The organism is Aquabacterium sp. (assembly GCF_036279675.1).
Classification (GTDB): domain Bacteria; phylum Pseudomonadota; class Gammaproteobacteria; order Burkholderiales; family Burkholderiaceae_C; genus Aquabacterium.
On record NZ_DASUIS010000076.1, the window covers coordinates 48044 to 60424 of the forward strand.

The window sequence follows — 12381 nt, forward strand, 5'->3', positions numbered from 1 at the left end:
GATATCGGAATACCGGAAGCCGCACTTGAGTCACCAGGGGTGTGACATTTGGCACGACGTGTCGTTTGAGCCGCGTGGAATATCTGTGAGTTTGTCGCAGCTGCACCCTCACTGTCACGCGTGATCCTGTGCACGGGCATGGTCATCGGGCTAAATTAAAGACACCGAGGAACCGATCTACAGGTGATGAACATGAGCGCCAACAACATCAAACACGATGCCGTGCATCCGATCATCCCGCGCGAGAAGCTGGACTTTGGTCTGAGCGGCGACGTACCCAAGTACTGGTTCGGGGGCGATCCCTTCAAGAGCCGTTTCTGGGATGCCCTGTCCATCATCTTCCCGCCTGGCGAGAAGTTCTTCATGACCTGTGTGCGGGATTTCCGTGACCAGATCCAGGATCCCAAGCTGCTGGAAGACATCCAGGGCTTCAACCGTCAGGAAGCCCAGCACACGCTGGTGCACCGTCAGGACAATGACCGCCTGCGTCGCCAGGGGGTTGATGTCGACAAGCTGACCAGGTACGTCGACAAGATGCTCAATGTCGACTATCGCAACCAGTACAGCCGCGAGTACACCCTGGCCATCACGTCTGCGCTGGAGCACTTCACCTCCATCATCGCCCACAGCCTGTTCGACAAGCGTGATGTGATGAAAGAGGCCGACTACCGCGTTCGCGCCATGTACGCGTGGCACGCCATCGAGGAAGTCGAGCACAAAGGCGTCGCTTACGACGTGATGGAGGACTACGCCAAAGTGGGTTACTTCAAGCGCGTGGGCGCGCTGGTGCACGCCTCGGTGATGTTCCCCAAGACCATCTTCGTGATCCAGCGCCAGTTGATGATCCATGACGGCTTCAACGCCTGGCAGCGTGCAAAGATGATGGCTGGCGGCCTGTGGTGGTTGTTCAAGCCAGGTGGCCTGCTGCAGCCCATGGCCAGGCACTACTGGACGTATTACAAGCCCGGCTACCACCCCTGGCAGGAAGCAGATCAGGTTGGCTACGACGAGTGGCTGGCTGCTTTCAACAGTTCCAAGGATCCGTTGAAGGCGAGCGAGCAGATGCGCCACGATCTCGCACTGAGTGCGTAAGGGTATAACCAGAAAAGGTTATGCGAGGCCTCTTCGGAGGCCTTTCGCTTTTGGGGCCGCAGGGTCAAAAAACCTGGTAGAAACACCAAGTTGGCTGTGTCGCACAGGAATCCCTGGTGTCACCCCTCATCCTGTTGCTTTGCCTGACTACTTTTTACAGTTGAGGCATCCCGGAGAACGAGGAGAGACTCATAACATGGCAAAGCATCCACAAGCCCTGCACCCCATCATCCCGCGTGAAAAGCTGGATTTCGGTTTTGACAGCAGCATCCCCAAGTACTGGTTCGGTGGAGACGCCTTCAAGAGCCGCTTCTTCGACGCGCTGTCGGTGATCTTCCCGCCGGGCGAGAAGTTCTTCATGACGGCCGTGCGCGACTTCCGCGACCGTGTCAACGATCCGAAACTGTTGCAGGACATCAAGGATTTCAACCGCCAGGAAGCCCAGCACACGCTGGTGCACAACCAGTTCAACGATCACCTGAAGACGCAGGGCGTCGATGTGGACTACCTGCTCAAGTGGCTCAACAAGCTGCTGTTTGATACCTACCGCAGCCGCTACAGCCGCGAATACACCCTGGGCATTACCTCGGCCCTGGAGCACTTCACGGCACTGGGCGCACACGCCATGTTCGACAAGCGTGATGTGCTGAAGGAAGCCCATCCAAAGGTGCGCGCCATGTACGCCTGGCACGCCATCGAGGAAGTCGAGCACAAGGGCGTCGCGTATGACGTCATGATCGACTACGCCAAGGTCGGTTACGCCCTGCGCATCTGGACGCTGTTGCACACCACCTTGATCTTCCCTCTGGTGATCTTCAAGTTCCTGAACTTCATGCTCAAGCATGATGGTTTCAGCTGGTGGCAGCGCGTCAAGCTCAATGCCAAGGGCATCTGGTGGTTGCTCAAGCCGGGTGGCTTCGTGGGCCCCCTCTACAGCCACTACTTCCTGTACTACAAGCCTGGTTATCACCCTTGGGATGAAACCGAACAGCCCGGCTATGAAGAGTGGTTGCAAGCATTCAACCTGCACCGCGACCCGGTGGAGGCCAGCGAATTGATGCGCGCCACGATGGCTCTGTGATTTTTTATTGCGTTGACAGCTCAGTAGTTGGTTAGACTTCGGCACACCTCATGGGGGTGTGCCGATTTCGTTTATGCGTATTCCACTGCCACCACAAGCCGTTCTAGAGGCAATGGGTATCAAGCCCATTCCCTTGTTCATGTTGTCTGCCTGGATCAAGGCGGCTACCAAATGCGGATTCAACGTTCAGCCCCTGTTCAAGGAGGCTGGCATCAAGATCGACCTGATTCGGCTGGAGGACGCCCGCGTCTCGCCGATACAGTTGATCTCCCTGCTGGAGCAATGCGTCGCCCTGTCGCCACCAGACAAGCATTTCCCGCTCGTGCTGGGTGATACCTTTGCCTTCGAGTCTCTGCCCGAGTTCGAAACCCTGCTGACCACCAGCCCGACCCTGCGCGAAGCCTTGCGCGTGGCCGATCTGGCGCGCCGCATGGTGCTGCCGTGGCTGACCCTGGAGGTGAGGGAAGAGGGCGACCTGGCCAAGGTCATCGTGGGCCTGGACGTGCCTATTCCCAATGTGGCGGCCTATGGTTTGCCACTGCAACTGGTGTCTCAAGCCATCCTGGCTTGCATCCGCAAGTTCGGTCGCACGCTGCAGGGCTCTGAAACCGGCTTTGTCGGTGTGACCATGCAGGGGCCACCTCCGCCATACGCCGCACAGTTCGAGCCCTTCTTTGGCGTGCCCGTGACCTTCAATGCCCCGCAGGATGCGCTGGTGTTCGAACGTCGCATCCTGGATCTGCCGCTGGAAGGGGCCTTCCCGGCCTTGCACGAACAGGCTCATTTCCTGGCCGAGCAGCGCCTTGGCAAGGAAGCGCGCCGCCAGGGTGTGGCCGCCGAGATCGAAGAGTTCATCACCCGCGATCCCAGCCTCCTGGCGCTGGGTGTGGAGGACATGGCCGATCGGCTCAACCTGCATCCGCGCACCTTGCAGCGTCGCCTCAAGGACGAGGGTGACAGCTACCTCAACGTGCAGGCACGCATGCGCCATCGACTGGCATGCCAGTGGTTGCGCCAGGGTGATGTCTCGATCGATGACATCAGTGCACGTCTGGGATTTTCGGATCGCCGCGCTTTCACGGCCGCCTTCAAACGCTGGGAAGGCACCACGCCGAGTGCCTGGCGCGAGCAGCAGGGCTGAGTGATCTGTAACGGTTTATCTGACCTTTTGAAAAGTCAGATAGACCATTGCCTGGCTTCATGGCCTCGACGATTGGCGCCGCCATCCGGTGCTTCGGGGTTATTGCCTCCCCGGACCGGGTTAGATGCGGCGCAGCAATTTCAATATAGTCGCGAAATGATCCTTTTGGCTGCACGCGGTGATTGCGAGGCCACGCACTTGCACATAGATTGAAGTGATTCAGACGACCGTTTGAATTCGCGCAACGCACGAGATCGTTTTTTGGTTTGGTGTGTTGTCAGAACCGTTCCTTGTGCTGGACTCACTGATGCATCACCCGTCGCCAATCTCTTCCGTGCCACTTCCTGCCTTGGGCAGCTGGCGTCAGGCCGCCAACGTGTGCGGCTTCACGATCGAGCCAGTCTTGCGCGACGCCGGGATCGCCACGTTTGACATGCAGACGCCCCTCAGAGTGGCGCCCACGCACCTGTTCAAGGCCTTCTCGATGTGTGTGGAACGTGCCAAGGGGCACCATTTCCCGTTTGCCCTGGGCGACTCCTTTGTCTTCGAGCACTTTGCGGAGTTCGAGGCCTTCATCGCCTCTTGCGCCACCCTGCGCGAGATGCTGGAGCTGGCCAGTTGGGCCCGTGATCTGCTGGCGCCCTGGCTGGTGGTCCACCTGGATGAATTCGGTGCGGAAGCGCACTTGCGCGTCGAGATGAAGGTGCCGGACCCTGACCCACATGCACTGTGCCATGTGCGCGAGGTGGCACTGTCGGCCATCAACCAGCTCATCCGTCGGGCCACCAAGGGGTCGCGCTGGCTGTTGTCGGTGCGTGTGGCCAGCATGCCGCCCAGCCATCAGCAGCAGTTTGTCGACCACTTTGGCGTGCCGGTCTTCTTCGGCGAGGCGGCCGATGCGCTGGTGATGGACCGCCGCTGGCTGGACATGCCGCTCAACACCTTTGTGCCGGAGGTGCACAGCCAGGCCCGCCAGATGATCGAACGCCGCCTGAACCGCGAGGTGGGTGAACGCCGCCTGGTCGATGAAGTGCGTTGGGCACTGGAGCGCCGCCCCGAGCTGTTGCGCGATGGCCTGGAGGCCACGGCGGCGGCCTTGTCCTTGCATCCGCGCACCCTGCAGCGGCGCTTGCAGGCCGAGGGCTTCAAGTATGTGGATGTTCAGTCCCAGGCGAAATGCCAGCGCGCGCAGACCATGCTCAAGCGTCGCGCCATCAGCATGGAGTCCATCAGCGTGGAGCTGGGGTTCTCGGACCGTCGCGCCTTCACCTTTGCCTTCAAGCGCTGGACGGGCCTGTCGCCCAGCGCCTACCGTGATCAGTTGGGCCTGAGCCCCCGGTGAGCAAGCCCTGAACCTCAGGCCGCAGGCGCCGGACAGCCTGGGGCTCTGATAGAGTGCCGCTCATGTCAGAACGTTCAGATCTCCTGGGCCGGCACATCGTGCTGGGCCTGACGGGCGGCATCGCCTGCTACAAATCGGCCGAACTCGTTCGCCTGTTGACCAAGGCTGGCGCCACGGTTCAGGTGGTCATGACGGAGGCAGCCGAGGCTTTCATCACGCCGGTGACCATGCAGGCCCTCTCGGGGCGTTCCGTGGTGACCAGCCAGTGGGATGCGCGCGAGCCCAACAACATGGCGCACATCAACCTGGGCCGAGAGGCCGACGCCGTGATCGTGGCCCCCGCCAGCGCGGATTTCATCGCCAAGCTCGCACAGGGCAGGGCAGACGAATTGCTCAGCCTGTTGTGCCTGGCGCGGCCCCGTGAGCGTTGCCCCTTGCTGGTGGCGCCGGCCATGAACCGCGAGATGTGGTCGCATCCGGCCACACAACGCAATGTCGCCACCCTGCGTGCCGATGACACCCGCATCCTGGGGCCCGGTTGCGGCGACCAGGCTTGTGGCGAGGTGGGTGACGGCCGCATGCTGGAGCCAACTGAACTGCTCGATGAATTGATCGCCTTCTTCCAGCCCAAGCTGCTGGCCGGACGGCGCTTGCTGATCACGGCGGGGCCGACGTTCGAGCCCATCGACCCGGTGCGCGGCATCACCAACCATTCCAGCGGCAAGATGGGGTTTGCGCTCGCGCGAGCTGCGGCAGAAGCGGGTGCCGATGTCACGCTGGTGGCCGGGCCGGTACACCTGCCCACGCCTCGCGGCGTCAGGCGCGTCAATGTGATGACCGCCCAGCAGATGTACGACGCCGTGGTGCCAGACGCCGCAGCGCATGAGGTGTTCATCGCCACCGCGGCTGTGGCCGACTGGCGCCCGGCCAGCCTGAGCGAGCACAAGATCAAGAAAGAGGGCAAGAAGGTCGCCCCGACTTTCGAGCTGACCGAGAACCCGGACATCCTGGCAGCCGTGGCCGCCTTGCCTAACCCACCGTATTGCGTCGGTTTTGCCGCCGAGAGCGAAAACCTGCTGGAGCACGCCCGTGCCAAGCTGATCCGCAAGCGCATTCCGCTGATCATCGGCAACCTGGGGCCGGCCACTTTCGGCCGTGACGACAATGCCTTGCTGGTGGTCGATGCCCAGGCGCACCACGCGCTGCCTGCCGATGGGCAGCCTACCGACAAACTCACCCTGGCCCGCGCCCTGATGCAGGAGCTGGCCCAACGTCTTCAAGCAGTTCAAGCATGACCACCGTTGACATCCGCGTTCTCGATCCCCGCATGAGCGACAGCCTGCCGGCCTACGCCACACCTGGCAGCGCCGGCCTGGACCTGCGTGCCTGTCTGGACGAGCCCGTCGTGCTGGAGCCCGGGCAAGCGCATCTGATCCCCACGGGCTTGTCCATGCACCTGGGTGATCCGGGGCTGGCAGCCATGATCCTGCCGCGCTCGGGCCTGGGCCACAAGCACGGCATCGTACTGGGCAACCTGGTCGGCCTGATTGATTCAGACTACCAGGGCCCCCTGATGGTGAGTTGCTGGAACCGCGGCAGCGCGGCCTTCACGATTCAGCCCATGGAGCGCATCGCGCAACTGGTGATCGTGCCGGTGGTGCAGGCCAGCTTCCGGCTGGTGGACAGCTTTGAAGATGCCTCGCACCGGGGTGAGGGCGGCTTCGGTTCAACCGGTCGCGGCTGAACCCGTCGCGCTCAGTGAAGGGTCTCGTCGGCCGGTGCAGCCTGCAACAGGCTGAACGGTGAATCCGAGACGGAGCCTTGTTCCGTTTCCTCTTCGGTGGCCGTGCGCACGTCCATCACCTTGAGGGCCAGGCGCAGCGCCAGGCCGGCCAGCGGGTGGTTGCCGTCGAGCACCACGTGCGTGTCGTACACCTCGGTCACGGTGTAGATCACGTCCTTGGGCAGATCAGGGGTGGTCGAACCTTCCGGCGGGCCTTCGAACTGCATGCCCTCCGAGACCTCTGGCGGGAAGATGTCCCGGGTTTCGAAGAACACCAGCTCGGCGTTGTAGTCGCCAAAGGCGTCTTCGGGTTCGAGGTGCAAATTGGCCTCGAAACCGGCGGACTGGCCAAGCAATGTTTGCTCTACCTTGGGCAGCAGGTCTTCGCCGCCCAGGAGAAACTCCATCGGTTCGGCCAGTTCATCAATCAGTTGGCCCTGGGCGTCTTCCAGACGCCACACCAGGCTCACTACGCAGGGGGAGGAAATGATCATGCCCCCGATCATCTCATGCCGTGCCGCCCCGGCGCTTTGACGCGTCACCAGGCTCGTTGAGCCTGATCAGGGGTGACAGGGGCGCGGGCGTCGCACAATGGCGGCATGAAAGCCTCCAAGACCAATACCAAGTCGGCCGCTCTGGCCATTGATCAGCCCACGCCTTTGCTGGGCGGCATGTCGCCAGCCAGGTTCATGCGCGACTACTGGCAGAAGAAGCCCTTGCTGATTCGCCAGGCCATTCCCGGCGTGAAGCCGCCCATCGAGCGCAGCAAGCTGTTTGCGCTGGCCGAGAGTGAAGACGTCGAATCGCGCTTGATTGTCAAGACAGAGGGGCAGGCGAAGAGGTCTCGCAAGGCGGCCACTGCCGACGCCGGCTGGCGCCTGAGCCATGGCCCGATGAGCCGACGCAGCCTCCCGGCCATGTCGCAAGCTGGCTGGACCTTGCTCGTGCAAGGGCTGGATCTGCACGTTCCGGCGGCCTATGAGCTGTTGCAGCAATTCCGGTTCGTACCGGATGCCCGCCTGGACGATCTGATGATCTCGTACGCGACGGATGGCGGTGGCGTCGGCCCGCATTACGACTCCTATGACGTCTTCCTGCTGCAGGTGCATGGTCAACGTCGCTGGCGCATCGGGCCCTTGAAGGATGCCAGCCTGCAGGCGGATGTGCCCTTGAAGATCCTGACTCGTTTCGAGCCCGAGCAGGATCTGGTGCTCGAGCCTGGTGACATGCTGTACCTGCCCCCGCGCTGGGCCCACGATGGCATCGCGCAGGGCGAGTGCATGACTTGCTCGGTGGGCTTCCGCGTGCCCGAGAAGACCGATCTGGCGCGTGAGGTGCTGATGCGCCTGGTGGAAGGCCTGGAGTGCCCGGATGTGCCGGACCTGTACAAGGACCCCAGGCAGCCTGCCACGGCCACGCCCGGCCAGATCCCTGCCGCCCTGCAGGAATTTGCCTTGGCGGCCGTGATGAAGGCCTTGAAGGATCCGTCCGCCTTGCACTCTGCACTGGGCGAGGTGTTGTCGGAGCCCAAGCCGCGCGTCTGGTTCCAGGCTGGCGAGCCATTGCCGGATGGCGTCGGCGTGCGTCTCGACCCGCGTACGCGCATGGTTTACGATGAAAAACGCGTGTTTGCCAACGGCGAGTCATGGCTGGCTGCGGGCAAGGACGCCCGTCAGTTGCGCCAGCTTGCGGATCGGCGTGCGCTGCCTGCGTCCGAGGTGGCCAAGGTCAGTCCGGTGCTCAGAGAGCTGCTGGACCAGTGGACCGAAGACGGTTGGGCGCATCCAGCGCCCTGAGTGTGCCTTGACACCATATTTGCAGGAGATCGACGCCATGGAACAGATGCCTGTGACGCCAGCCGAGTCCGACCAGTCCGGTCAGATCAGCAGCTGGCGTGATTTCCAGGACCGCTTTCGGGCGGCGATGGCCATGGCTGCGACCCAGGCAGCAGACCTGACCCTGGTCGATCATGACTTTGCGCACTGGCCATTGGGCGAGCGCAGTGTGATGGAGGCCTTCCATCAATGGGGATTGCTCGTGCGCGGCACGCACTGTCAGATGCTGGCGGCCAGCTATGATGTGTTTGCCAACGCACACCCTCGCTGGGTGAGCTGGCGCGGAACGTGGTCCCACCGCGTGAAGTGCTGGTTGGCGCCCGATGAAGTGGCCTCTTCATTGATGCCGGTGTTCATCGTTCATGGCGTCATTGGCCTGCGTCTGAATGAACCTTTGCACGGAACCGGCATCTGGACCCGTGAAACAGGGGTTTTGCGGACATGGCTCAGTGAAATTGACGTAAATTTGCAACGCTCGCATGAGGCTCTGCCTCCCACGACCCTGGGGCTATAGGGAATAGCCTTATGCGACGTATAATCATTGGCTGAATGTGGAGCAACGCCAGTTGCGATGCATCCTTTGCCCTTGTCTCGTATTGCTATGGGACTATGGGCTCTGCACATAGTTCCAAGACCACAGTTTTTATTGACACTCCTTTTGAGGACACAAGCATGAAAAAGTCGCTCCTGCTGGCTTCGCTGATCGCTGCTATGGCTCTGACCGCTTGCGGCAAGAAAGAAGAAGCTCCTGCTGCTCCTGAAGCCGCATCCGCTGCTTCCGAAGCTGCTTCGGCCGCTTCTGAAGCTGCTCCTGCTGCTTCCGCTGCTTCGGACGCTGCTTCGGCCGCTCCTGAAGCCGCTTCGGCTGCTGCCAGCGCTGCTTCGAACTAATTCCAGTTCGATGCTACAAAAAGCCGCTCTCCGGAGCGGCTTTTTTTCGTCCGCATTGCACACATTGCGTCTGGACCGATCGTTTCCTGGTCGTCTGCGATGAGGTTGGTGTAGCGCGGATGAAAAAAATCCCGGCTCATGCCGGGATTTTTATTGGGACATCGCGCCCCTGAACGGTAGATCAGTTCAGTTCGTCGACCAGTTGCTTGGCGATACGCTTGGCCGTGTTGGAGGTTGTGGGCTGACCGTTTTCCTTGAGAACGCTCACCAGTGCGCTGGTGCGACTCTGGCCTTGCACCAGCACCTTGTAACGGCTCAGGCCATCCTGATTTTCTGCCTTGGCACCAAACAGGCGCGCGAAGAAGCCTGGCTTGCTCGCATCAGGATCGTTGTCCGAGAGGCGAACTTCAAACGCACCTTGCTTGCGGTCACGGTTCTCAACGGTGAAGCCGCTGCGATCCAGGGCCAGGCCCACGCGGCGCCAGGCCGTGTCGAAGTCGGCATCCACGGTGATGGACAGGCCGTCGGCGTTCATGCGCGCGATGCTGGGGGCTGTGGCCGCAGCCTGAGCGGGCTTGTCGGCCGTCTTGACCGCTTCGGCCGTTTCCTTGCTGGCGCCCAGTTTCACCATCAGTCGAGACAGCATTTCAGCTTCGAGGTTCGGATCGCTGGGGCGGGCGCGCCATTGCGTCCGTTCTTTCTTGCTGTCTTCGTATTCTTCCACCAGGCCCTTGTGGCTGATGTAGATTTCGCTGCCGGTTGCCGTGCGCTCGATGCGCGTGCGGTACAGGTCGCGTTCGCCCGTGTCGTACAGCAGGTCGAAGACGCGGCCCAGTGCCTTGCGGACGGCGCCGTCCTGCGGAACCTTGGCCTTGTTTTCAGACCAGTTGGTTTCCATCACACCTGCTTCTGGTTGGTCGGTGGTCAACTCGAAACCCACTTCGCTCCAGAACGTGCGGACCTGGCTCCAGATTTGCTCGGGAGGCTGGTTGACCGACAGCCAGCGCATCTGGCCCTGGCGTTCCAGCTTGATGCCTTGGCCCTTGTTGGGGGCGATGGCGCTTTGAGGTGCTTCGGCCTTGTCCGTGCGCACCAGGCTGCTGGCCGTCACTGTCGAGGCGGGGGCCTGGCCGAAGCGGGTCTGGCCAGGCAACTGGCTCAGATCGGGCGGCACATCCAGGCGGACGCTTTGCGTACCGCTGGTGCGGTAATCGATCTTGTCGCCCGACAGGGTTTCACTGATGGAGGAGCAGCCGGAGGTGACGAGCGCAGAGGCCAGCGCAGCACTCAGAACGACGGTGGTCTGGTGACGTTGTTTGATCGACATGGGGTAATCAGGTTCTGGCCCCGGCGCTAACCGGGGTTGGTGTCAATAGCCGGGAGTGCTCAGAGCACGCCAACTTCACGCATGGCCGCTTCAACCACTGCTTGCGAGGACTCGCCCAGCGGTGTCAGGGGCAGGCGCAGCGTACCACCAACTTTGCCCATTCTGGCCATGGCCCACTTCACGGGAATCGGGTTGGGCTCGACGAACAGATGTTTGTGCAGCGGCAGCAACTTCATGTGCAGTTCGATGGCGCGCTTCGTGTCCTGCGCCATGGCCGCCTTGCACAGTTCAGCCATATCGCGAGGCGCCACGTTGGCCGTCACGCTGATGTTGCCGTGGCCGCCCAGCAGCATGAGCAAGGCGGCAGTCGGGTCGTCTCCTGAATAGATCGAGAAGCCCTTGGGGGCCTGCTTGATCAGCCAGGCGGCGCGTTCCAGGTTGCCGGTGGCTTCCTTCACGCCGATCACGCCAGGCAACTGGGCCAGGCGCAGGGTGGTTTCGGGCAGCATGTCCGCCACGGTACGACCGGGCACGTTGTAGAGCACCACGGGGATGTCCACGGCTTCCACGATGGCCTTGAAGTGCTGGTACATGCCTTCTTGCGTCGGCTTGTTGTAGTAGGGCACGACCTGGAGGGTGCAATCCGCGCCCACCTTCTTGGCAAACTGGCTCAGCTCGATGGCTTCCTGCGTCGAGTTGGCACCCGCGCCGGCCATGATGGGTACGCGGCCCGCAGCCTGTTCGACCGAGACGCGGATGATTTCGCAGTGCTCTTCAACGTTCACGGTGGGCGATTCGCCCGTGGTGCCGACCACGCCGATGCAGTTGGTGCCTTCGGCGATGTGCCAGTCGATCAGTTTGCGCAGGCCGTCGTAATCGACGCTGCCGTCTGCGTGCATGGGGGTAACCAGTGCAACGATGCTGCCAAAAATGGGTTTCATGCTGATTCCTTCAATCCTGCGATTCTACTGGCCGACTCGGGTATTGCCGGCCTGGCCGGGTACGGGAAAAGCCCCTGAATGCTCTCCCGCGCAACGGCGCAGGCCCTGACGCGTGTTGCGCCTGGCATTCACCCCCTATTCGGGCCGTACTTCGCGCTTGAGTGCCGCCAGGGCCAGTTTGTCGACCAGACGCGGGGCCAGCAGCTTCATCCAGCGGCCCATCTTGCCCTGGAAGGTCATGACGACGTCGCGCTGGCGTCTGGCCATCCCGACACGGATCAGCCGAGCACATGCTTCGACGCTCATGGCCCCGGATTCGTCCAGCCCGCTCTTGCCCGCCGTCTGACCATGGGCGTTGAAACCCCGGTAGCGGATGTCCGTGGCCACAACGCCGGGATAGGCGATCGTCACCGAGACACCTTGCGGCGCCAGTTCCACACGCAGGGCCTCGAAAAAACCGGTCATGGCGAATTTGGTGGCGCTGTAAGCCGTGCGTCCGGGTACGCCCACCAGACCAGCCAGACTGGACACGGCCACGATCCGGCCTCGTGTGACCTTCAGGTAAGGCAAGGCCGCATGCGTGCACCAGGCACTGCCCCACAGGTTGATGCGCATGAGTTGTTCGTACCAGGCCATGTCGCTGACTTCACTCAACAGGGCGTGTGCCGACATGCCGGCGTTGTTGACCAGGGTGTCGATGCGGCCGTATTGGGCGATCGATTCGGCGATCAGCGCGCGGCAATCTGCTTCCTTGCCTACATCGGTGGGGCGCACGAGGACCTTGCTGCCGTGCGTGCGGCATTGCTGGGCCACGTGTTCGAGCTTGTCCTTGCTGCGGGCGGCCAGCACCAGACTGACCTTGCTGCCGCTTTCTTGCGCCAGCTGACGCGCCAGTTCGGCGCCAATGCCCTCCGAGGCCCCCGTGATGATCACCACTCTTGTTGACAT

Annotated in this window: 13 protein-coding genes; 9 read left to right on the forward strand and 4 right to left on the reverse strand. The window is 62.0% G+C overall.

Annotation, left to right across the window (positions count from 1 at the left end; translation table 11 throughout):
* The first annotated feature begins 192 nt into the window (after positions 1 to 192).
* The 6 genes from VFW93_RS09445 (at position 193) to dut (ending at position 6400) form a co-directional block, all read left to right on the forward strand.
* Positions 193 to 1092: a metal-dependent hydrolase gene (locus VFW93_RS09445; protein WP_329693746.1), complete on the forward strand. Its 900-nt coding sequence runs from the start codon at positions 193 to 195 to the stop codon at positions 1090 to 1092.
* A gap of 196 nt (positions 1093 to 1288) precedes the next feature.
* Positions 1289 to 2173 carry a metal-dependent hydrolase gene (locus VFW93_RS09450; RefSeq protein WP_329693747.1) on the forward strand — a complete coding sequence of 295 codons (885 nt, stop codon included), beginning with the start codon at positions 1289 to 1291 and terminating at the stop codon, positions 2171 to 2173.
* A 73-nt stretch (positions 2174 to 2246) separates the two neighbouring features.
* On the forward strand, positions 2247 to 3314 hold the full coding sequence (locus tag VFW93_RS09455; protein WP_329693748.1) for an AraC family transcriptional regulator: 1068 nt from the start codon (positions 2247 to 2249) through the stop codon (positions 3312 to 3314).
* Between the two features lie 307 nt (positions 3315 to 3621).
* The gene (locus tag VFW93_RS09460; protein ID WP_329693749.1) at positions 3622 to 4656 is read left to right on the forward strand and encodes a helix-turn-helix domain-containing protein; all 1035 of its coding nucleotides are present in this window, start codon (positions 3622 to 3624) and stop codon (positions 4654 to 4656) included.
* Positions 4657 to 4718: 62 nt separating this feature from the next.
* Positions 4719 to 5951 carry a bifunctional phosphopantothenoylcysteine decarboxylase/phosphopantothenate--cysteine ligase CoaBC gene (coaBC, locus tag VFW93_RS09465; RefSeq protein WP_329693750.1) on the forward strand — a complete coding sequence of 411 codons (1233 nt, stop codon included), beginning with the start codon at positions 4719 to 4721 and terminating at the stop codon, positions 5949 to 5951.
* A complete protein-coding gene (dut, locus tag VFW93_RS09470; RefSeq protein ID WP_290672260.1) occupies positions 5948 to 6400 on the forward strand; it encodes a dUTP diphosphatase in 453 nt (150 codons plus the stop codon). Before coaBC ends, dut begins: the two co-directional genes overlap by 4 nt.
* 11 nt (positions 6401 to 6411) lie before the next feature.
* On the opposite strand, the gene VFW93_RS09475 is transcribed toward dut, so the two are convergent.
* Positions 6412 to 6933: a peptidylprolyl isomerase gene (locus tag VFW93_RS09475; RefSeq protein WP_329693751.1), complete on the reverse strand. Its 522-nt coding sequence runs from the start codon at positions 6931 to 6933 to the stop codon at positions 6412 to 6414.
* Positions 6934 to 7074: 141 nt separating this feature from the next.
* On the opposite strand from VFW93_RS09475, the gene VFW93_RS09480 reads away from it, so the two are divergent.
* From VFW93_RS09480 to VFW93_RS09490, 3 genes are all read left to right on the forward strand, one after another.
* Positions 7075 to 8235 carry a JmjC domain-containing protein gene (locus VFW93_RS09480; protein WP_414639637.1) on the forward strand — a complete coding sequence of 387 codons (1161 nt, stop codon included), beginning with the start codon at positions 7075 to 7077 and terminating at the stop codon, positions 8233 to 8235.
* Between the two features lie 37 nt (positions 8236 to 8272).
* On the forward strand, positions 8273 to 8788 hold the full coding sequence (locus tag VFW93_RS09485) for a hypothetical protein (RefSeq protein ID WP_329693753.1): 516 nt from the start codon (positions 8273 to 8275) through the stop codon (positions 8786 to 8788).
* A 158-nt stretch (positions 8789 to 8946) separates the two neighbouring features.
* Positions 8947 to 9165 carry a hypothetical protein gene (locus VFW93_RS09490; protein WP_329693754.1) on the forward strand — a complete coding sequence of 73 codons (219 nt, stop codon included), beginning with the start codon at positions 8947 to 8949 and terminating at the stop codon, positions 9163 to 9165.
* A 181-nt stretch (positions 9166 to 9346) separates the two neighbouring features.
* On the opposite strand, the gene bamC is transcribed toward VFW93_RS09490, so the two are convergent.
* The 3 genes from bamC to VFW93_RS09505 form a co-directional block, all read right to left on the reverse strand.
* A complete protein-coding gene (gene bamC, locus VFW93_RS09495) occupies positions 9347 to 10492 on the reverse strand; it encodes an outer membrane protein assembly factor BamC (RefSeq protein WP_329693755.1) in 1146 nt (381 codons plus the stop codon).
* A 59-nt stretch (positions 10493 to 10551) separates the two neighbouring features.
* Entirely contained in the window at positions 10552 to 11433 is an 882-nt protein-coding gene (dapA, locus tag VFW93_RS09500; protein ID WP_329693756.1) for a 4-hydroxy-tetrahydrodipicolinate synthase, read from the reverse strand.
* Between the two features lie 135 nt (positions 11434 to 11568).
* Positions 11569 to 12381, reverse strand: a complete 813-nt coding sequence (locus VFW93_RS09505) for an SDR family oxidoreductase (protein ID WP_329693757.1) — start codon at positions 12379 to 12381, stop codon at positions 11569 to 11571.

Coding starts and splice junctions, on each gene's coding strand:
- VFW93_RS09485 (WP_329693753.1), top strand. CDS start 8,273: ATGGAACAGATGCCTGTGACGCCAGCCGAGTCCGACCAGTCCGGTCAG.
- bamC (WP_329693755.1), bottom strand. CDS start 10,492: ATGTCGATCAAACAACGTCACCAGACCACCGTCGTTCTGAGTGCTGCG.
- VFW93_RS09475 (WP_329693751.1), bottom strand. CDS start 6,933: ATGATCATTTCCTCCCCCTGCGTAGTGAGCCTGGTGTGGCGTCTGGAA.
- VFW93_RS09460 (WP_329693749.1), top strand. CDS start 3,622: ATGCATCACCCGTCGCCAATCTCTTCCGTGCCACTTCCTGCCTTGGGC.
- coaBC (WP_329693750.1), top strand. CDS start 4,719: ATGTCAGAACGTTCAGATCTCCTGGGCCGGCACATCGTGCTGGGCCTG.
- VFW93_RS09445 (WP_329693746.1), top strand. CDS start 193: ATGAGCGCCAACAACATCAAACACGATGCCGTGCATCCGATCATCCCG.
- VFW93_RS09455 (WP_329693748.1), top strand. CDS start 2,247: ATGCGTATTCCACTGCCACCACAAGCCGTTCTAGAGGCAATGGGTATC.
- VFW93_RS09450 (WP_329693747.1), top strand. CDS start 1,289: ATGGCAAAGCATCCACAAGCCCTGCACCCCATCATCCCGCGTGAAAAG.
- VFW93_RS09490 (WP_329693754.1), top strand. CDS start 8,947: ATGAAAAAGTCGCTCCTGCTGGCTTCGCTGATCGCTGCTATGGCTCTG.
- VFW93_RS09505 (WP_329693757.1), bottom strand. CDS start 12,381: ATGTCAACAAGAGTGGTGATCATCACGGGGGCCTCGGAGGGCATTGGC.
- dapA (WP_329693756.1), bottom strand. CDS start 11,433: ATGAAACCCATTTTTGGCAGCATCGTTGCACTGGTTACCCCCATGCAC.
- dut (WP_290672260.1), top strand. CDS start 5,948: ATGACCACCGTTGACATCCGCGTTCTCGATCCCCGCATGAGCGACAGC.